This is a genomic window from Paraburkholderia sp. JHI869 (assembly GCF_038900775.1).
In the GTDB taxonomy this organism is placed as follows: domain Bacteria; phylum Pseudomonadota; class Gammaproteobacteria; order Burkholderiales; family Burkholderiaceae; genus Paraburkholderia.
In genome coordinates this window covers 49,485-68,564 of the sequence record NZ_JAYMSC010000025.1, presented here as the reverse complement: position 1 = coordinate 68,564, position 19,080 = coordinate 49,485, and the positions used below count along the sequence as shown (strand labels likewise).

At 62.2% G+C, this 19,080-nt stretch carries 16 protein-coding genes; 11 read left to right on the top strand and 5 right to left on the bottom strand.

Annotated features, from left to right (window positions below):
• Positions 1–27 precede the first annotated feature (27 nt).
• Together VSR72_RS32100 and VSR72_RS32095 are read right to left on the bottom strand one after the other, a co-directional pair.
• Positions 28–834: an acetoacetate decarboxylase family protein gene (locus tag VSR72_RS32100; RefSeq protein ID WP_342956283.1), complete on the bottom strand. Its 807-nt coding sequence runs from the start codon at positions 832–834 to the stop codon at positions 28–30.
• A gap of 54 nt (positions 835–888) precedes the next feature.
• Positions 889–1,311: a tautomerase family protein gene (locus VSR72_RS32095; protein WP_342956282.1), complete on the bottom strand. Its 423-nt coding sequence runs from the start codon at positions 1,309–1,311 to the stop codon at positions 889–891.
• A 274-nt stretch (positions 1,312–1,585) separates the two neighbouring features.
• Between VSR72_RS32095 and VSR72_RS32090 the strand changes: the two genes are divergently transcribed.
• The 6 genes from VSR72_RS32090 to VSR72_RS32065 are packed head-to-tail and all read left to right on the top strand — an operon-like array spanning position 1,586 to position 8,131.
• Complete coding sequence (locus VSR72_RS32090) at positions 1,586–3,232, top strand: fatty acid--CoA ligase (protein WP_342956281.1); 1,647 nt, start codon at positions 1,586–1,588, stop codon at positions 3,230–3,232.
• 30 nt (positions 3,233–3,262) lie between these two features.
• On the top strand, positions 3,263–3,727 hold the full coding sequence (locus tag VSR72_RS32085; RefSeq protein WP_342956280.1) for a MaoC family dehydratase: 465 nt from the start codon (positions 3,263–3,265) through the stop codon (positions 3,725–3,727).
• 34 nt (positions 3,728–3,761) lie between these two features.
• Positions 3,762–5,468, top strand: coding sequence for an alpha/beta fold hydrolase (locus tag VSR72_RS32080; protein ID WP_342956279.1), 1,707 nt, complete (start codon positions 3,762–3,764; stop codon positions 5,466–5,468).
• A gap of 55 nt (positions 5,469–5,523) precedes the next feature.
• Positions 5,524–5,946: a TIGR01841 family phasin gene (phaP, locus tag VSR72_RS32075; protein ID WP_342956278.1), complete on the top strand. Its 423-nt coding sequence runs from the start codon at positions 5,524–5,526 to the stop codon at positions 5,944–5,946.
• Between the two features lie 59 nt (positions 5,947–6,005).
• Positions 6,006–6,848: a poly(3-hydroxyalkanoate) depolymerase gene (phaZ, locus tag VSR72_RS32070; protein WP_342956277.1), complete on the top strand. Its 843-nt coding sequence runs from the start codon at positions 6,006–6,008 to the stop codon at positions 6,846–6,848.
• A 5-nt stretch (positions 6,849–6,853) separates the two neighbouring features.
• Complete coding sequence (locus VSR72_RS32065) at positions 6,854–8,131, top strand: DUF445 domain-containing protein (protein ID WP_342956334.1); 1,278 nt, start codon at positions 6,854–6,856, stop codon at positions 8,129–8,131.
• Positions 8,132–8,142: 11 nt separating this feature from the next.
• Here VSR72_RS32065 and VSR72_RS32060 read toward each other — a convergent pair whose 3' ends face one another.
• The 3 genes from VSR72_RS32060 to VSR72_RS32050 form a co-directional block, all read right to left on the bottom strand.
• Positions 8,143–10,848: a LuxR C-terminal-related transcriptional regulator gene (locus tag VSR72_RS32060; RefSeq protein WP_342956276.1), complete on the bottom strand. Its 2,706-nt coding sequence runs from the start codon at positions 10,846–10,848 to the stop codon at positions 8,143–8,145.
• A 227-nt stretch (positions 10,849–11,075) separates the two neighbouring features.
• Entirely contained in the window at positions 11,076–12,515 is a 1,440-nt protein-coding gene (locus tag VSR72_RS32055; protein ID WP_342956275.1) for a coniferyl aldehyde dehydrogenase, read from the bottom strand.
• 59 nt (positions 12,516–12,574) lie between these two features.
• The gene (locus VSR72_RS32050) at positions 12,575–14,119 is read right to left on the bottom strand and encodes an acetolactate synthase large subunit (protein ID WP_342956274.1); all 1,545 of its coding nucleotides are present in this window, start codon (positions 14,117–14,119) and stop codon (positions 12,575–12,577) included.
• A gap of 145 nt (positions 14,120–14,264) precedes the next feature.
• On the opposite strand from VSR72_RS32050, the gene VSR72_RS32045 reads away from it, so the two are divergent.
• From VSR72_RS32045 to VSR72_RS32025, 5 genes are all read left to right on the top strand, one after another.
• Complete coding sequence (locus VSR72_RS32045) at positions 14,265–15,251, top strand: LysR family transcriptional regulator (RefSeq protein ID WP_342956273.1); 987 nt, start codon at positions 14,265–14,267, stop codon at positions 15,249–15,251.
• Positions 15,252–15,534: 283 nt separating this feature from the next.
• Positions 15,535–15,870 carry a DUF4148 domain-containing protein gene (locus VSR72_RS32040; RefSeq protein ID WP_342956333.1) on the top strand — a complete coding sequence of 112 codons (336 nt, stop codon included), beginning with the start codon at positions 15,535–15,537 and terminating at the stop codon, positions 15,868–15,870.
• 259 nt (positions 15,871–16,129) lie between these two features.
• A complete protein-coding gene (locus VSR72_RS32035; protein ID WP_342956272.1) occupies positions 16,130–17,425 on the top strand; it encodes an FAD-binding oxidoreductase in 1,296 nt (431 codons plus the stop codon).
• A gap of 13 nt (positions 17,426–17,438) precedes the next feature.
• The gene (locus VSR72_RS32030; RefSeq protein ID WP_342956271.1) at positions 17,439–17,996 is read left to right on the top strand and encodes an XRE family transcriptional regulator; all 558 of its coding nucleotides are present in this window, start codon (positions 17,439–17,441) and stop codon (positions 17,994–17,996) included.
• 618 nt (positions 17,997–18,614) lie between these two features.
• Complete coding sequence (locus tag VSR72_RS32025) at positions 18,615–18,893, top strand: HU family DNA-binding protein (RefSeq protein ID WP_110382897.1); 279 nt, start codon at positions 18,615–18,617, stop codon at positions 18,891–18,893.
• Positions 18,894–19,080 lie beyond the last annotated feature (187 nt).

Genomic DNA, 19,080 nt, shown 5'->3' with positions numbered 1-19,080 from the left:
GCCGCGGCCCTCATTTATCTGATGCGATTACTTCGTGTCGTCGCTCAGCGTTTTCAGATCCGTCACGCTATAAGCCATCGAACCGCGGAAGCCGGCGCCTACGCGCACGGGCTGGAGATCCGCAATCTCTTCGCCTTCTGCAATGGGGAACGAGAGCTTGCCTTCGCCAGTCCACACGCCCGCGATCTGCGCGTTGTCCATGACGGAGAGCACGAGTTCGTTCACAGCCGGCGTTTCATGCTGGCCCGCGGCGAGACGCGGGAAATAGCGCAGATTCACGACCGGGCGGCCGGCAATGCTGAGTTTGGAAACGTCTTCAACAGCCTTCTCCAGCTTGACCTCGGCGCGCGCCAGTCGCTGACCGGCGGCGGATGCCGTGGCGGCAAAGCGCGTGCCGGCCGCAATGGGCGCGGCGGCGGGACTCAGCGCCGCAAACGAACGCGTTTGATGCACCTGGCCATAGCGCTTCGGGAAGCCCTGAATCAGGCCGCGCATCATCGCGGAATCGTTGTCGACGAAGATGTACGGGCAGTACGAAACGGGCTTGCCGTCGTGCAGGGCGTCCACGAGGATGAAGAATTCGCGGTACTGATAGCGCGCCGGGTCGAGCATCTCGTCGTTGCTGCCGGTGAATTGCCAGTCGATGAAGAGGGCGGTTGCATGCCCCGGCGATGCCGGATCGGCAGTCAGACCCTTGGGGAGCACGGCGGCCACCGCGGCGGGATCGGCCCAGAATTCGACGAGGAGGAAATCGCCCGAATAGTGCCACGGCGGCGGGGGCGCAATGCTCGATTGTCCACGGGGCGAAAGGGGAACAGCGTACGGCTTGGTCATGACGACTCCAGAATGAATGGGTTAATGGCTAAATCAAGTTGCCTCACGCCGCCATTAGCGGGCGGCGCGAGCCACAGGCGAATCAGCGGCGGGAATGACCGCGTTGCGGCCGGCAAGCCCGTTACCGGGCGACCAGTTCTCGCTAGCCACTTCGATGATGTTGATGAAGACGTCGGCGGGATCGACGCCGAGCGTGGCTTGCAGTTTGCTGACGAGGTGCTCGTAGAAACGTTTCTTGTCGTCGGCGCTGCGGCCTGCGGTCAGCGTGATCTGAACCAGCAGCAAGTCCGCGCTGCGCTCGAACGGGAACGTCGTGTTCGCGAGAAAGTTGGCGTCTTCGTGCTCGGTGATCGTCATGAAGAAGGCTTCCGGGTGAACGCCGAGCGCCTCGTGCAGGGACTCGTGAATGCCCTTCAGGACTGCGGTGCGAAATGGCGCGGGCCGGCCGGCGCGCATCGAAACATGTGTCATTGGCATGGAAAGCTCCGTTTGGCTAGTGCTGCGCCAAATCTTAGGCGTGCGTTCGATCACATCCAACAATCACAGCGAATTGCTGTGATGAGATTTTCAAATCATCGAATCGCCCCGGAATCCCTCTCGATCGGGGTTTTCGCTGCGCTCCCCCATCCGGGGGATATTGCAGGAGTGCCGATGCCGGGATCATTGCTTCAACGGAACGCCGCTCCGATCAGAACGAAAAACCAAGCACCGGCGTTCATGCGATCCATGTTCAGGAACCCAGGAGATATCGATGTCGGACGACGTGAAGACGGCTAACGCCAGCAATGCCTACGCTTATCCGTTGCTGATCAAGCAATTGCTGCATACGCCCTTCGCTCAGGCACAGGAGCAGGAGATCGTCTATCGCGGTCAACTGCGCATGAGCTACGCAACCCTGCGTGAGCGCATTGCGCGCCTTGCCAACGGTCTCGCCCAGTTCGGCGTGGAATACGGCAGCACCGTCGCGGTGATGGATTGGGACAGCCACCGTTACCTCGAAAGTTATTTCGCAATCCCGATGATGGGCGCGGTTCTGCAAACCGTGAACGTGCGTCTGTCTCCCGCGGAGATCGCTTATACGATCAATCACGCTGGCGCCGAAGTCCTGTTCGTTCACACCGATTTCATTCCAGTAGTCGAGTCGATCAAGGATCAGCTCGAAACGGTCCGTACGTTTGTGTGGATCGACGAGCCGGGCAGCGAAGCGCCCGCACACGCCATTGCGTTCTCGACCGAGTACGAGGCGATGCTCGCGGCGAACAGCACGAGCTACGACTTCCCGGAGTTCGACGAGAACACGCGTGCAACGACGTTCTATACGACCGGCACGACCGGTTTGCCGAAGGGCGTCTACTTCACGCATCGGCAACTGGTGTTGCACACCGTCTCGCTCATGGCCGCGCTTGCAGCGCCGATCTCCGGGCAACGCTTTCACCGCGGCGACGTGTACATGCCGCTGACTCCGATGTTCCATGTCCACGCCTGGGGCATGCCCTATATCGCCACGGTGCTCGGCGTGAAACAGGTCTATCCGGGCCGCTACGTGCCGGAGCGCCTCGCGAGACTCATCGAGGACGAGGGCGTGACCTTCTCGCATTGCGTGGGCACGATCCTGCACATGCTGCTCACGTGCTCCGAGGCGAAGGCGACGGACTTCAGCAAGTGGAAAGTGATCATTGGCGGCAGCGCGCTGCCGCAGGGCCTGGCGGCCTCGGCAGTGGCGCGCGGCATCGATGTGTTCGCGGGTTACGGCATGTCCGAGACTTGTCCGGTGCTCAGCCTTGCGCAGCTTCCGCCTGGCGCGGAGAAGCTGGATGCCGACGAGCAGATTCGCCTGCGGTGCAAGACCGGCTTGCCGGTTCCGCTCGTCGATCTACGCGTGGTGGACGACGAAATGACCGACCTTGCGCACGACGGTAGATCGACGGGCGAGATCGTCGCGCGTGCGCCGTGGCTCACGCAAGGCTATCTGAAGAACCCTGAGGCCAGCGAGCAACTCTGGGCGGGCGGCTATCTGCATACGCAGGACATCGCCAATATCGACCCGACCGGCAACGTGCAGATTACCGATCGCCTCAAGGACGTCATCAAGTCCGGTGGCGAGTGGGTATCGTCGCTCGAAATCGAAAACCTGATTTCGCAGTACGAGGGCGTTTCCGAAGTCGCTGTTATCGGCGTCAAGGATGAGAAGTGGGGAGAACGGCCAGTCGCGCTAGTGGTGCTCAAGGAGGGCGCGGCGGTCACGGAGGAAGACATCAAGCAACACGTGCTGTCGTTTAGTACAACAGGAAGGATCTCGAAGTACGCGGTGCCGCAGATCGTGAAGTTCGTGGAAGCGCTGGCGCGAACGAGCGTCGGCAAGGTCAACAAGAAAGCGCTGCGCGAGCAGATCGCCTGAGTGGTCGGGTAAATGTCAGGAGTGGAAGCGATGAGTCTGGAAAATTACCGCGTCGAGACGCTCGGCGATTTTGTGGGCCGCGAACTGGGCGTGTCGGATTGGGTCGTTGTCGATCAGGATCGTATCGACGCGTTTGCAGCGTGCACCGGCGACAAACAGTGGATACATGTGGATGTGGAGCGCGCGAAGCGCGAGAGCCCGTTCGGCGGAACCATCGCTCACGGCTACCTGACGTTGTCGCTGCTGGCGAGTCTGGCGATGGAAATCGGCATTGTCCCCAAGGATGCAAAAGCCGGATTGAACTACGGGCTCGACAAGGTGCGCTTCATGACACCCGTTAAGGCTGGAGCGCGCGTGCGCAATCGCGTCACGCTCGAGTCCGCGGAGAACAAGGGAGGAGGCCGCGTGCTCGTCAAGACGATGAACACGCTGGAGATCGAGGGCGAAGACAAGCCCGCACTGGTCGCACAAACACTTGCGATGCTGATTGCGTGATACGAGACGGAAGAGACAATTGAGGAGTCGGAAAATGGCAGTAACGAGTGAAATGCCCCAGCAAAGCGAGAACGCGAAGGCGTTGGCCGCTTCGGTCGAGCAAGCCCTGCCGGGCCCCAATCCGTTCGTCGGGCTGCGTCCCTGCGATATCTTCGCGGCTGTGCAACAGATCGGCGCCCAGGCCATGCGGCAGCCCGCGCTGGTCATGGAGCAGGAAATGGCGCTGGCGCGTGAGATGTTCAGCATCGTCTCGGGCAGCGCAAAGACCGCGTCGCCGCCAGGTGACAAACGCTTTACGGACACGGCGTGGCAGGACAACCCGATGTATCGCATGACGCTGCAAGGCTATCTCGCATGGCGCGACTCGCTTGCCGGCTTCGTGGAGCGTTCGGGCCTCGACGCGAACAGCCGGGAGCGTGCGAAGTTCGTGGTCTCGCTCATCACCGATGCGGCCTCGCCGACCAACACGCTGCTGGGCAACCCGGCCGCGCTGAAAAAGGTGGTCGATTCGGGCGGCATCAGCTTGCTGGACGGCTTCAACAATGCCGTGACGGACATGCTCAAGAATCAGGGTATGCCGGCGCAGGTCAACAAGACGGCATTTGAAGTGGGCGAGAACCTCGGTACGTCCAACGGCTCGGTGGTGTTTCGCAACGAGTTGCTGGAACTGATTCAGTACTCGCCCAAGACGGAACAGGTTTACAGCCGGCCGCAGCTCATCGTGCCTCCGCAGATCAACAAGTTCTATATTTTCGATCTGTCCGAAGGCAAGAGCATCGTCAACTATCTGCTCGAAAACGAACTGCAGGTTTTCGTGGTCAGCTGGCGCAATCCGACTGCGGCGCAAAGCCATTGGGATCTCGACACGTACGTGACGGCGCTAATCGAGGCCATTACCGCCGTGCGCGAAATCACCGGTAGCGACGATATCAACCTGCACGGCGCGTGCTCCGGGGCCATGACGATTTCGGCGTTGCTCGGCCACCTCGCGAGCCGTGGCGAAAAGACGGTCAATGCGACCACGCTGATGGTTGCCGTGCTCGACAATACGGCCGATTCCCAACTGGGCCTCTTTGCGACGCCTGAGGCCGTTGCGGCCGCCAAGCAGCACAGCATTTCGCGCGGCGTGCTGGCCGGCGAGGAAATGGGCCGGGTGTTCGCGTGGATGAGACCCAACGATCTGGTCTGGAATTACTGGGTCAACAACTATCTGTTGGGCAATGCGCCGCCGGCGTTCGACATCCTATACTGGAACAACGATACGACCCGATTGCCGGCGAAATTTCATGGGGAACTGCTCGACATTTTCACCGGGAATCTTTTCAGCAAGCCTGGCGCATTGACGGTGTTGGGCACGCCCATCGACTTGTCCCAGGTGACTTGCGACAAGTACGTGGTGGCGGGCATGACCGACCATATCACGCCGTGGAAGGGCGTTTATAACACCGCACGGCGCTTTGGCGGCGAGACCCGTTTCGTGCTGAGTTCGAGCGGTCATATCCAGAGCCTGATCAACCCGCCCGGCAATCCGAAGGCCAAATATTTCCTCAATCCTTCGTTGCCCGCCAGTTCCGATGCATGGCTGGACAACGCACAGGCCGAGAAGGATACGTGGTGGAATAACTGGCGCGACTGGCTCGTGGCCCGCTCCGGCGAAAAGCGCGCCGCGCCGGCAGCGAACGGCAGCAAGAAGCACCCAGCCAAGGCAAGCGCCCCCGGCGCATATGTTCTGCAAGACTAACGGTTTTCAACCCGCTAATTAAGCGTTTTATTCGATTCAATCAGGAGATTCAAACATGGCTACGACCAACCCCAGCGAAATTTTTGCCGAATATACGAAACTCATCTCGCAGTTCAAGCTGCCGGGCGTAGATGTGAGCGCGTTCCTCGAATCGCGTCGCAAGGACGTCGAGGCGCTCACCGAGGCCAACATGACCGCGCTTGCCGGCATGCAACAGGTCGGTCAAAAGCAGGTGGACATCCTGCGCTCGAAGATGACCGAACTGCAATCGCTGATGACGCGTCTCTCGACGCCAGGCAGCGAAGGCGTCGCGAATGCGGGCGAGGGCGTGAAGGACGCGCTCCAGAAGGCCTTCATCGACATGCAGGAACTCGCGGACGCGGCGTATCGCGCCCAGACCGACAGCATCGCGGTCGTCACGAAGCGCTTTGCGGAGCACGTGGAGGAGATCAAGGCGCTGATGCAGCCGAAGAAGTGATGTAGCGAGCTGCCACGTTCCACAACGATAACGAATTGCCGAGCCAGGGGAAAAACCGGATGACCGATATACAAACGAGCCCAGAGGTTGTCGATGCCATGCAAATTCAGATGATCGATCTGGATGGTCAGTGGTTGCGTGTGGGTGTGCGTCGCGGTCGCGACGCTTGCCCGCCGCTGCTGTTGTTCAATGGCATCGGTGCGAATCTCGAACTGGTTGAACCTTTCGTCGCAGCGCTCGAAGACATCACCGTGATCGTATTCGACGTCCCCGGCGTTGGCGGCTCGCCCGCTCCATTGATCCCGTACCGGTTCTCGACGCTCGCCGTTTTGTCCGACAAGCTGCTCACGCGGTTGGGCTACGCGGGTCCTGTCGATGTACTGGGCGTATCGTGGGGTGGGGCGCTCGCGCAGCAGTTTGCGCATCTTTACCCAAGGCGGTGCCGCCGGCTGATACTTGCGGCGACGTCGCCGGGGGTGATCATGGTGCCCGCGCGGCTTTCGGTGCTTTCGAAGCTCGTTGGGCCGCGGCGTTATACCGACCCTGAGTATTTGAAGCAAGTCGGCGCCGAGATTTACGGCGGCGCCTACCGGCGCGATGCGTCGCTGCTCGAAGAGCACAGCCGTCATATCCAGGCGCCGCGCGGCCGCGGATATCTCTATCAGTTGCTGGCTGCATCAGGGTGGACAAGCTTGCCGTGGCTCGGCGCGCTGCGCCAAAAAACCCTCGTGATGCACGGCAACGACGACCCGATCGTGCCGCTCACCAATGCAAAGATTCTCGCCGCGCGTATTCGCGACGCCACGCTTCACGTGATCGACGACGGTCACCTGTTTCTGATTACGCGCGCAAAGGAAATCGCTCCGCTCGTCAAGGCGTTTCTCGAGCAGGAGGCGAGTTGAGTTCGGTGACCGACGATGACGAGCGCATCCAGGGTGTGAAGGCGCGTTCAGCCGTCGACGTCAAAGTGGCTCGGCTCAAGCGCATGCGCGCAACGGCCACCTGTCTACTCGCGGCGATGGTCGCCTTGCTCGTCGCAAGCGTGGCTTTGCAGGCGAGCTATCCGTGGCTTGCGTGGGTGCGCGCGATTGCCGAAGCGGGTACCGTGGGCGCGGTCGCAGACTGGTACGCGGTGGTCGCGTTGTTCCGGCATCCGCTCGGCATCGCTATGCCGCATACGGCGATCATTCCCCGAAACCAGGCGCGCATTGCGGAAAGCCTGGGAAGCTTTGTCGAACAGAATTTCCTGACCGCAGAACTCGTGGTAGGCCGGTTGAGCGAATACAACGCGGCACGCGCGCTGGCCGTATGGCTTGCCGAAAAGGAGAACAGTGCGACGATCGCCGATGTCGTGGTCGAGTCGCTTCCTCGCTTGCTGGAACGCATTGACGAGTCCGATATCGAAGAACTGTTCGATCGCCTGTTAATGCCGCAGTTGCGCACACTCGACGTGTCGCGCATCGCAGGACAGATCCTGGCTGTCCTGACTGAAGGAAATCGTCATCAACCGCTGCTGGATCGCGGGCTGGTTACCGTCGAGGCCTGGCTGACGGCCAACGTCGGCCTGATCAAGGCGAAATTCAGTGAAGCGTCGCGGTTTACGCCGGCGCCGCTCGATACCTATATCGTCAACAAATTCGTCGAGGGCGTCGTCGCGCTGGTCCACGAAGTGGCCGCCAATCCCGCTCACGAACTCCGCCGTCAATTCGATTCTGCCGTGGCGGACTTGTCGCGTGATCTGCAAACGGCCGCTCAATACCGCAGGTTCGGCAGGCTCCTGCTGCGCGATTGCATCCGCCACTTCAATGCAGGCGATTATTATCGCCTCCTGCTTGATCGCGTTCGCGCGCGTGTCGCTGCCGATGCCGCGAGCGAGCAGTCGGTTGCGCGCGACATGATCGCCAGTGCGTTGACTTCATTTGGCAAGACCATGGTCAGCGCCAGCGCGATGCAGAACAAACTCAACACCTGGTGGCTGGAAATTGCGCGAATGCTGGTGTTGCGCTATCGGCATCAGCTCTCCAGCTTGATCACCGATGTCGTGAAGGGATGGGACGCGCAGGAGGTCAGCGGCAAGTTCGAAGCGGAAATCGGCCGTGACCTGCAGTTCATCCGGATCAACGGCACGTTCGTTGGCGGACTGGTGGGCGTGCTGATACACGCTTGCGTGTTCGTCGCGATGTGACGCAAAAGCGTCTAGCTATGCTTGACCAGCCCAAGCGCCTGCGCCCGCGAGACAGCTTGAGCCCGCTTGTCCACCGCGAGCTTCGCAAAGATATTCTTCAGGTGCGACTTGACCGTTTCGGGCGTAATGCCTAGCGTTCTGGCGATTTCCTTATTGGATTGCCCTTGCGCGATCAACTCGACGATATTGCGCTCCCGCGAGCTTAGCGGCTCCCGCTCGCCCTCGCGGCGAGGTTTGCTCTGCGGCTCATACATCGCGCGCCAACCATCGACTAGACGGTCGAGCCATACCGTCACCTCTGGAATACGCGCTGTGTGACGAATGCGTTCATGCGCCATGCGCAAAAGCGGCCCGACTGCGGCTCCTTGATCGAGAATGGATTGATAGATGCCAGCAGGCGCAGCAATATGCGCAATTTCGTGAAATGTTTCGAGCGCACGGTTCTGTTCGCCCGCACTCAGCCACGCGATGGCGAGCAGGGTTCGAAAGCGCAGCGCCAGATAATTGCCCTGCATGCGTTCACAGCGCGCGAGCCCCGTGCGCAGGGCTTCGACGGCTTCGGGTATCTGGAGGCGCTGCAGCGCCAGGCAGGCCACGCCCAGGTCGCGGTAATTTTCGATTTCAGGCGAGACCGGCGAAGCGGACGGCTCGTGCTCAGCGGCAAGTTCCCGAAGGTCCGCCACGCACGCAGCCGCCTCAGGAACGCGATTTTCCGCGAGATAGAGCCGCGCGCGCTCGACCAGCGCCGCCGCGAGCAGCCGGTTCCAACCGCGCGCCTGGCCGAGCATCTGCCCTTGATCCAGCAACACGTGCGCGCCCGCATAGTCCTCGCGCGCCACGGCAATGCGAACCAGAATCCGGTAGGCGATCAGCACGCTATCGAGAAAAACGGCACGGTCGATGACTGGCATGAGTTCGAGCAGCAGCGCTTCGGCTTCATCGAGGCGGCCTTGCTCATAGCGGATCTGCGCGATCATCGGCGCACACAACGCGGCCGATATGGAATGCGGCCCCGTGTGACGCTCGGCGAGTTGCATCGCTTCATTGAAGCGGCGCTCCGCAATCGAAATATGCAGCTGCTGCAATTCCACGTGACCGAGCAAACAAAGACGATAGACCGACGAAAAGACGCTGCGCTGGTCTTCCTCCAGCGAATCGGGAATCCATGGCGTGGCGTAAAGCGCGTCGAAATGGCCGGTCTTCCAATAGCCGAATCGCGCGACATTGGAAACCGCATTGGTAGTCCACGCATCGGTTGACGGACGGTTAAGGTATTGGCGCGCAAGCTCCAATGCGCGCTGCGGATCGTCCTGCAAGCCCGCGAGCGCCGAGCGAATGGCAAGACAGTCCCTTTGGACTGCGTCGGCCGATTCGGCCCGCGCATCGCGCTCAATCGAATCGAGCATCGCACCGACCTCGCCGAAGCGCATCGCGAGCGCCATGCCCCACGCCGTCGCAATGGTGACGGCGGTCTGCGCGCGCATGAGGTCGGCAGGAAACTGGCGTTGCCAGCCAACCAGCGTAAGCAGATCTCCGCCCTTTAAAAGCGCTTTCGCGCAGCGCTCCATCATGCCAATCGCTTCGTCGGTCGCGCCCGCGGCAATCGCGTGTTTTATCGCCTCGGTCCAGTGCTGCTGTGCCGCGTGCCAATGCCAGGCGCGGCGATGCAACTCGGTGACTTCGCCAGGGTGCCGCTCTTGCAGACTTCGCTGCAGATACTCGGCCATCAGCCGGTGGTAGCGAAACCAGCGCGCTTCGAGGTCCATCGGCTCCAGCAGCAATTGGCGCGCGACGATGTCGTCGAGCATGGCCTGGCTGGACTCGACGCCCGTCACCGCTTCGCACAAAGGCGCACTCAGCCGGTCGAGGATCGAGGTTCGCAACATGAACGCCTGCGTCGCGCCCGGCAGGTGCTGAAGCAGGTCTTCGAGGTAATCGGACACGGGCTTCGATGCGCCGCCCGGCACGCCGGGCTGCCAGCCGTGCGGCCGGTCTTGGCGCGCTAATGCCGATGCCGAAATGCGCAATGCGGCAGCCCATCCCTCGGTCGTGGCGTAGAGCGACTTCAGTTCGCCAAAGCCGAGCTTGCCGGGGCACTCGTGCTCGACGAAGCGGCGCGCTTCATCGAAATTGAATCGCAGGACCGATGCATCGATCTCGCAGAGGCTGTTGCCGGCGCGCAGCTTCGCGAGCGGCAGCGGCGGGTCGGTGCGGGTGCAGATCACCACGTGCACATTCGAGGGCACATTGGCGATGAAGAGCGACATCGCTTCGTGAATGGCCGGTGCGCTGATCAGGTGATAGTCGTCGATGAACACGTGCAACTCGTCGTCGACTTCGGCAAGCTCGTTGATGAGCGTCGCGACGAGTGAATTCGCCGGCACGAATGTCGACTCGGCGGTCAGGCCGATGGCCGATGCGCCCACCGTGCTGCACGCGCGCTGCAAGGCATGTGCAAGGTGATGAAAGTAACGGGCCGGCTCGTCGTCTTCCGCGTCGAGGGAGAGCCACGCCACCAGCGCGCCGTTCGCACGCAGCGCGTCGAGCCAGGTGAGCGCGAGAGACGTCTTGCCGAAGCCGGCAGGCGCCTTGATGACGGTGATGCGCCGTATCTCCACCTGTGTGCTCAACGCCTTGAGGCGTGGGCGATCGATCAGGCCCGTGGGCAAGCGGGGCGCTATGACCTTCGTGGTCAGCAGGAGAGGTGGCCTCGCCACGGTCGTCGCTTCTGTCACGGCTGAACGGCTCAGAGGGGGGCTCAGGAGCGATTGGCGTGTTGCCAACCGGCACGGTCAATCCATCATACGACAACTGCGGCGAGGGGGTATCGGGTTAATGCCGGGTCGATGCACGACGCGTTAGTGGTGCGACGCATCATGGCGATCGAATGACCGTTGAATGCGCGCTGGCCGCGTTTCGCACGCGGCCAGCCACTGCCGATGTATCAGGCGTCGATCATGCCGTTGACTGCGGTTTCCGTAGCCGCCAGATAGGGCGCACGCATCAGGAGATTCGACTCGCCGCCCGAGCTTTGAACGACAACGGGCTTCGCATGGCTGAACGTACGGTAGCCATACTCGCCGTGGTAATGGCCCATACCGGACGCCCCTACGCCCCCGAAAGGCAGCGAATCGAAGAACACGTGGGTCATCGCATCGTTGACGACGAGCGCCCCTGAAGTGGTGCGGCTCGCAACCTGGTGCTGCTCCAGGGCGTCATTGGCGAAATGGTAAAGCGCGAGCGGCCTCGGACGCGCGTTGATATACGCGAGCGCTTCATCGAGTGTCTCGTAGGTCACCACAGGCAGAACGGGCCCGAAGATTTCCTCCTGCATCACGCGCATCGTATCGTTTGCATTCCGAATGATCGTCGGCGCCATCTTGCGAACGGCGGGGTCGGCGAGATCTTCGCCAGCGGGGGCGAGACTCGCGACGTTGGCGCCTTTCTGGCGCGCATCCTCGACGAGCGCCAGTTGCCGTTCGAAACCGCGCACGTTGATCATCGCGGTGTAATCGGGGTTCTCGCGCATGGTCGGATACATCTGCGCAACCGCGGCTTCTGCGTGCTGAACGAAGGCATCGGCGCGCTCTGCCGGAATCAGCACATAGTCCGGCGAGAGGCAAATCTGGCCCGCGTTGAAGGTCTTCACCGTGAGAACGCGCTGCGCCGCAAGAGCGAGATCGGCGTCGCGACCCACGAGGACCGGTGACTTGCCGCCGAGCTCGAGCGTGACCGGAACCAGATTGTCCGATGCCGCTCGCATCACATGGTGCGCGACCTGCGTGCTGCCCGTGAACACGAGATGGTCGAAGGGCTGCGCGCTGAATGCCGCGCCCGTTTGTGCGCCGCCGAGCACGGTGGTGAGTTCGTCGCCGTCGAAATAGCGGGCAATCAGCTCGGCCAGCAATTCCGATGTTTGGGGTGTCAGCTCCGATGGCTTGAGGATGGCCCGGTTGCCCGCCGCAAACGCGCCGCCAAGCGGCCCGAACGCCAGCACGACAGGAAAATTCCACGGGCTGATGATCCCCACGACACCCAGCGGCTGATACTCGACGCGGGCCTTGACGCCCGGAAACGGCTCGGCCGTCGCCGGCTGCGCCATCCACGCTTCGAGATGCTCGCGATTGAAGCGCAGGCCTTCGATCGACGCGAGGATATCGGCGAGCAGCGTCTGCTGTTTGCCGCGGCAGCTATAGTCGGCGTTGATCGCTTCGACCAGTGCGTCCTTGTTCGAACGCAGCAGATCGATCGCGCGATCGACTCGATCGCGGCGAACGGCCAGCGAGGGCGGGCCGTCCTTGAGTTGCGCCTGCTTCATGGCGTCGAGTTGTGCGCGGATTTGCGCGGCTGTCGCTTCGACCGGCAGCCGGAATTGCTTTGACATGCTTGACCTCATCAGAGAATTGAATCGCTCGTTGAATGCGTTGAACGCATTCAGTCTGTTTAAATGACGGCCTCGATCAGCGTCGGGCCGCGGCGCTTCATCGCGCTCGCGAACGCGGCGTCGAAATCCGCCCGCGTTTCGGCACGCACGGCTTCCACGCCCATGCCTCGCGCGAGTGCAACCCAGTCGAGCGACGGGTCCTGCAGATCGAACATGGATGCGGCGTGCGCGCCGTCCGTGCGGGCGCCCACACGCTTGAGTTCGTTTGCGAGGATCTTGTAGCCGCGGTTCGCATAGATGACCGTCACGACGTCGAGCTTTTCGCGCGCCTGCGTCCAGAGTGACTGAAGCGTGTACATGGCGCTGCCGTCGCCCTGAAGGTTGACGACTTTGCGCTCGGGGCAGGCCACGCTCGCGCCGACCGAAACGGGCATCAAGCAGCCGATCGCGCCGCCCGTAAGCGTGAGCAAATCGTGCGGTGCGGCGGTTTCGAGCAGGCCCGAGTACGCCATGGCCAGAGACGCTTCTTCGGTGATGATCGCGTGATCGGGCAGATGCTGCGCGACGCTGCGCATGATCGACTCGCCATCTAGCGCGCCAGCGGGCGAGAACTCGACCGCCGTGCGCGGGTTGATTCGGGCGATGGCATGCTGGGCGCCTGTCGCTTCGACGAGTGCTTCGAGCGCGGCCGCGCCGTCTTCGTGCGGATGGGAAAGCACGGCGATGCGGCAACCCTCCGGCGTGAGCCAGCTCGGCTTGTCCGGGTAGGCGAAGAAGCTCACCGGCGGTTGCGCGCCGACCAGCACGATCAGTTCGGTGCCCGCGAGGAATTCGACCACCTGTTCGGCGAAATAAGGCAGGCGCTCGACCACGACACGCCCGGCGCCGCGCGGCACACGCGGCGCGAAGGTGTCGCACAGCAGGCGAGCGCCCGTTTTCGCGGCGATCTTTCCGGCTGCGCGAAGGCCGCGTTCCTGCAGAGCCTCGCCTCGGAGCAGGAAGGCGGTGCGCACGCCGCTCTGGGCGAGCGCGGCAATCCGCTCGATGGTGTCGTCGCTCACGTGCGCGGGCGCTTGAAGCGGCAGCGGCGCTGCCACGCCATCGGCTTGCGACCAGGCGGTATCGGCGGGCAGGATCAGCGTCGCGATCTGGCCGCCGTCGGCCATCGCGGCCTGCACGGCGCGCGCTGCATCGGCGCCAACGGTCAATGCACTGCTCGACGAGTGGATCCAGTTCGAAACCGGGCGCGCAAAGCCCTTAATGTCGGAAGTGAGCGGCGCTTCGTAGCGCGCATGCGTCGAAGCATGATCGCCGACGATATTGACGACCGGGCTCGACGCGCGGCGCGCGTTGTGCAGATTCGCAAGACCGTTGGCGAGACCGGGGCCGAGATGCAGCAGCGTGGCGGCCGGCTTGCCGGCCATTCTGCCGTAGCCGTCGGCGGCCCCGGTGACAACGCCCTCGAAAAGGCCGAGTATCGGCCGCATGCCTTCAACCGAATCGAGTGCCGCCACGAAATGCATCTCAGACGTGCCGGGATTGCCGAAACACACGTCCACACCACTCGCCACCAGCGAACGCAACAGACTTTCAGCGCCATTCATTTTGGATCACCTCAGTAACAAACCTGTAAGAAGCTTTGCCCCTTGGTTGCCTTGGGGCCCAGACGTCGTGCATCGACGTACGGACTGATCCTAACTACTCGGCTATCGTGCAAAAATACAGTCTGATCTGAAAATTTATTACGTCATGCGCAAGAATCTCGACTACGGATTGCTGCACGCGATGACCGCCTTCGTGCGCGTGGTGGATGCCGGGAGCTTTACGGCAGCTTCTGAACACATGGAATTGACGACGGCGCAGGTGTCGAGGCTCGTATCGGAGCTCGAGAATCGTTTGCAAACGAAGCTGTTGCAGCGAACGACGCGGCGCATGTCGGTCACAAGCGCGGGCGAGCGCTACGCCAACCAGTGCCGCACGATCCTCGACCTGGTGACGGAAGCCGAAGGGGAGGCGAGCGGTGCGCGCATGGAACCCACCGGGAGGCTGCGGGTGCTCTGCATGGCGAGCTTCGGCGACCGCTACGTGGTGCCGCTCGTCACGAAGTATTGCGCGCTGTATCCAACGGTGAGCGTGGAATACAGCGCTTCGCAGTACGTACCGAATCTGTTGGCCGAAGGTGTGGATGTGAGCGTCTATCTCACGCGCAGCCTGCCCGATTCGAGCCTCGTTGCGCAGCGGCTGGGCGACGTTCACGGTGTGCTGTGCGCCGCTCCGGCCTATCTCGAACGTCATCGCACGCCGAAGGCCGTTCATGACCTCGCGGACCATGCCTGTCTGCGTCTCGTCAATCCGTCGACCACAGCGCATTGGGAACTGACCGACGGAACAACGACGCATTCATTGCAGCCTGAGGGGCCATTGGTCGCGGACAAGCCCGAAGCGGTAGTGCAGGCGGCGTGTGCCGGACTGGGCATTGCGTTGCTGCCGGCTTTTGCCGTGCTTGATTGCCTGCGCAAGGGTGACCTCGTACATGTCTTGCCACAGTGGCGCTCGCCCGACGTAGGCGTGTATGTGCTCATGCCGTCGAGAAAATTTCTCGAAGCCAAGACCCGCGCATGGATCGAACTGTTGAAAGCCGAATTGCCGGCCGCACTCGAACGCGACGCGATTCAACTCAATGGGGAAAGCAAGCCAAAACGCAGGCGTTCGCGCGCTGCGAACTTCTCAGGGTAATGTAGAGACGCTTTCCGGTAGTGCGACCTGATCGCTCAGATAGTTATTCAGTACTGCTTTTCTGTTATTTCTTGTGATTGGAAGTTTGGAAATAAACCTGCGTGACCAGACCAGACTGCTTCTCTGTTTACTTCCATGCCATTCCTCGCTGGTTTTTTACCAATGGGCACAAATGTTGTTCCAGTGCGGTTCTTTATCGTAAGTGCTCTCCCATTTACGATGCAATCCGTCGCTGCAAACAACCGTACGCAGCCCTTCACAACCATCGAGGTGAATCATGAAAGTGAAAGTTCTGGCTTCGGCCCTTTCAATCGCAGTGGCGCTCGCCGCACCTGCAATTGCATTTGCTCAGTCTAACGGCGCACTCACTCGCGCGCAGGTTCGCAGCGATCTCGTCCAACTCGAAAAGGCCGGATATCAACCGGGAGACGGTGATCAAACGACTTACCCTCAGCAGATCGAGCAGGCCGAGGCGCGCGTGGCGCGCGTGGCGCGCTTATCTGCGACCTCGAGCGGCTATGGCGGGGTTGCCAGTGGAACTTCGGCGTCCGGTCAAGCCGCAGCAGCCCCTCTCCAAACCGATATTCCGGGTCTGCGACCGATTTACTCCGGCCAATGACTCACGGTTTTCGCGCCCGATTGCGTCATCGAATCGGGCGCCTGCAGCTGGCACAACGTGGTAACAGGGGAGAGGGACACGTACCGATTCACAATCGATTATTAAGGACGACGATATAAGACCGCAAATTGTCGAGGAAGGTCCCCGTGACTTCCCTGGATTCCGGGCACGTTACTGCGGGAATACGCCGATTTGCATGCGTGAAAATATCGTGCTAGTTTTTCATGAAATTTAACATGGAAAATTTCACGCTCACCTCATGTTCGCCGAATCGACTCGTCATATCGAAAGCTATTACGCACGTCACTACACCGAAAGCGGCGTGCTGCCCGAGCGCCCCGCGCTGGCGGGCGATTACAGCGCGGACGTCCTGGTCGTGGGCGCGGGCTTCAGCGGCCTGCACACGGCGTTGCGGCTGGCGCTGGCCGGCCGGCGCGTAGCGGTCGTCGAGGCGAGCCGCGTGGCGTGGGCCGCCTCGGGGCGTAATGGCGGGCAGGCGCTGCTCGGCTGGTCGTGCGACATGCCGCCGTTCGAGCAGGCGCTGGGGTTGGCGGGCGCGCGAGAGTTGTGGGACAGCATGCGCTGGGCCGCCGCCGAAGTGCGCGAGTTGCCCGCGCGTCACGGCTTCGACATCGACTACCGGCCAGGGAGCCTGTGGGCGGCGGTCCGGCGCTCGCGCGTTGGCATGCTCGAAGCCGCGCGCGACGAGGCCGCGCAGAAGTGGGGCTACGAACGCCTGCGTTTCATCCCCGAGTCGGAGATGCCGGAGTGGATCGGCGGCCGCCGCTATCGCGCGGCGCTCTACGATCCCGAGGCGGGGCATCTCGATCCGCTCAAGCTCGCGCTGGGTCTCGCTAAAGCCATCGAGCGCGCGGGCGGCGCTATCTTCGAGCAAAGCCGTGTGCTCGCGTATCGCGAGACGCCGGGCGGCTACGTGGCGAGCACGCGGGAAGGCACGGTGCGCGCCGGCACGCTGGTGCTGGCCTGCAACGCCTACATCGACCGGCTCGATAGCAATCTGGCAAGCCGTGTGCTGCCGGTGGGCACCTGGCAGATCGCCACGCGCAGACTTGACCCTGCGCTGGCGCGCTCGCTGCTGCCGCGCAACAGTTGTGTGATCGACAATCAGTTCGTGCCGGACTACTTCCGCCTGAGTCCGGACCATCGCCTGCTCTTTGGCGGCGCGTGCACGTATCTCGGCGGCATCCCGAAGGACATTGGCGCGGCGATCCGGCCGAGTCTCGAGCGCGCATTTCCGCAACTGCGCGGCATCGAATTCGACTACGCGTGGGGCGGTCATATCGACATCAGCATCCGCCGCACGCCGGACGTCGGTCACGTACGCGATCGCTTCTGGCTGCAAGGGTTTTCCGGGCACGGCATCCTGCCGACGCTCGCGGCGGCGCGCGCCGTTGCCGACGCTATTCTCGGCGAGCCGCGCTTGCTCTCGCTCTATGAGCGCATTCATAATCCGCGCTTTCCGGGCGGCGAGCGCTTCGCCGCGCCGCTCGAGGCGCTCGGCAAGCTGTGGTATCGCCTGCGCGACGTCGTGTGACAGAGAGAACCGCATGGACCAGCAGGACGAAATGGAAGGCCTCGCGATCCTCATTCGCGATCTGCGCAAGCACAAGAAGGTGACGCTCGCCGATCTTGCGCAAAAAATCGGCCGCTCGGTGGGCTTTCTTTCACAGGTCGAGCGCGGTCTTTCGCGGCCAACGGTGGCGGATCTCACGGCCATCGGCGAGGCGCTGCAAACGCCCACTACCTATTTCTACAGCGTGAGCAAGCCGCGCGAGCTGCCGTGGGTCACGCGGCCAGGCGAGCGGCGCACGCTCTACTATGGCGGCGGCATTACGGACGTGCTCGTTTCGCCCAGCATGTCGTCGGGTTTCTCGATGCTCGAGAGCCGGCTCGACCCAGGAGCCACGAGCGGCGAGCGCCCCGTGGACGACAGCGACGAGCAGGGCGGTTTCGTGCTCGAAGGCGAGATCGCGATCTGGGTGGAGGGCAACGAGGAACCCGTGACGCTAAGGGCCAATGACAGCTTCCAGTTGCCGGCGCGTTGCCGCTTTCGCTACGCCAATCTCGCCGATGCGCCCGCGCGCGTCCTGTGGGTTTTCACCTGAGCCTGGTCGTCGCGATCTCGCGCGGCGAGAACAGATAATCAGCATGGCTGATCAATTCGTGGACTGATCGCGCGATTTCCCTTGGTGCGCGCCACACCAAAAGCGTAAGGCGTTCATGCTGCCTTACGTTGCGCAACTGAAAGGCAGGATGTGCGATTCAGCCGGCCGCCATCCCCGCATCGGATGACCGCTCCGATATTGCACAGCGTCCCCTGGACCCGCCCGGCAGGCTCGCCCTACGCGGCGCGAGCTGCGCCCACCCGCAGGATTCGGCAGGCAGGAGGTTGGTTTGAGGCATTTTTTTCTGGCGCGGTCAAAATCGGAAATATCGCCGATTTTCGTTATGCATCTGACGGCATCTGCACGAATTGTTCCTGTATAAGCGCGCTTGAAACCGCCGCAATGTCGTTTTTATGCATTTTTGCCAATTTTTAACGTGTTTTTGTCTACACACTGACTCCGTGTTGTGCTATTGATTCGGCTTTCGTCGTCATGCGCGTGGGAGGCAAAACACGTGCCGGGCGGGCGATCGGCGCGTTTCCATATGCAACGCGATTTGCCTGTTTTGCCCGCGTGAGGTAGGGTATGCAGGTTTTCTCAACTCAACACAGGTAGCAGATGAACAAACAGGAACTCATTGACGCAGTCGCCGCTAGCACGGGCGAGACCAAGGCAGCCACCGGCGCCGCTATCGACGCGATCCTCGAGGTCGTCACGCGTGCGGTCACCTCGGGTGACTCCGTGCAACTCGTCGGCTTCGGCTCGTTCTCGACTGGCCAACGTGCTGCCCGCGTGGGCCGCAACCCGGCCACGGGCGCGGAGATCCAGATTGCCGCAGCCAAGACGGTGAAGTTCACCGCTGGCAAGGCATTCAAGGACGCCGTCAACGCGTCGTGATGCCAGGTCCGCCGTGATGGCGGATGCGCGCGCTGCCGGCTCACTGGCTGGCGCGCGGCGCAGTATCACGCCAGCGCGGTGGCGCGCACTCAGGCACGTGGCGCCACGCCGCTCGCCTGGGTGTGTGAAGCGAGGGCGCAAGGCCCTCGGCAAGCCGGCATGCTGATATGCCGGCCGCTTTTTCTTC

Coding starts and splice junctions, on each gene's coding strand:
- VSR72_RS32085 (WP_342956280.1), top strand. CDS start 3,263: ATGAGTCTGGAAAATTACCGCGTCGAGACGCTCGGCGATTTTGTGGGC.
- VSR72_RS32095 (WP_342956282.1), bottom strand. CDS start 1,311: ATGCCAATGACACATGTTTCGATGCGCGCCGGCCGGCCCGCGCCATTT.
- VSR72_RS32035 (WP_342956272.1), top strand. CDS start 16,130: ATGTTCGCCGAATCGACTCGTCATATCGAAAGCTATTACGCACGTCAC.
- VSR72_RS32055 (WP_342956275.1), bottom strand. CDS start 12,515: ATGTCAAAGCAATTCCGGCTGCCGGTCGAAGCGACAGCCGCGCAAATC.
- VSR72_RS32080 (WP_342956279.1), top strand. CDS start 3,762: ATGGCAGTAACGAGTGAAATGCCCCAGCAAAGCGAGAACGCGAAGGCG.
- VSR72_RS32090 (WP_342956281.1), top strand. CDS start 1,586: ATGTCGGACGACGTGAAGACGGCTAACGCCAGCAATGCCTACGCTTAT.
- VSR72_RS32025 (WP_110382897.1), top strand. CDS start 18,615: ATGAACAAACAGGAACTCATTGACGCAGTCGCCGCTAGCACGGGCGAG.
- VSR72_RS32050 (WP_342956274.1), bottom strand. CDS start 14,119: ATGAATGGCGCTGAAAGTCTGTTGCGTTCGCTGGTGGCGAGTGGTGTG.
- VSR72_RS32045 (WP_342956273.1), top strand. CDS start 14,265: ATGCGCAAGAATCTCGACTACGGATTGCTGCACGCGATGACCGCCTTC.
- VSR72_RS32030 (WP_342956271.1), top strand. CDS start 17,439: ATGGACCAGCAGGACGAAATGGAAGGCCTCGCGATCCTCATTCGCGAT.
- phaZ (WP_342956277.1), top strand. CDS start 6,006: ATGACCGATATACAAACGAGCCCAGAGGTTGTCGATGCCATGCAAATT.
- VSR72_RS32100 (WP_342956283.1), bottom strand. CDS start 834: ATGACCAAGCCGTACGCTGTTCCCCTTTCGCCCCGTGGACAATCGAGC.
- phaP (WP_342956278.1), top strand. CDS start 5,524: ATGGCTACGACCAACCCCAGCGAAATTTTTGCCGAATATACGAAACTC.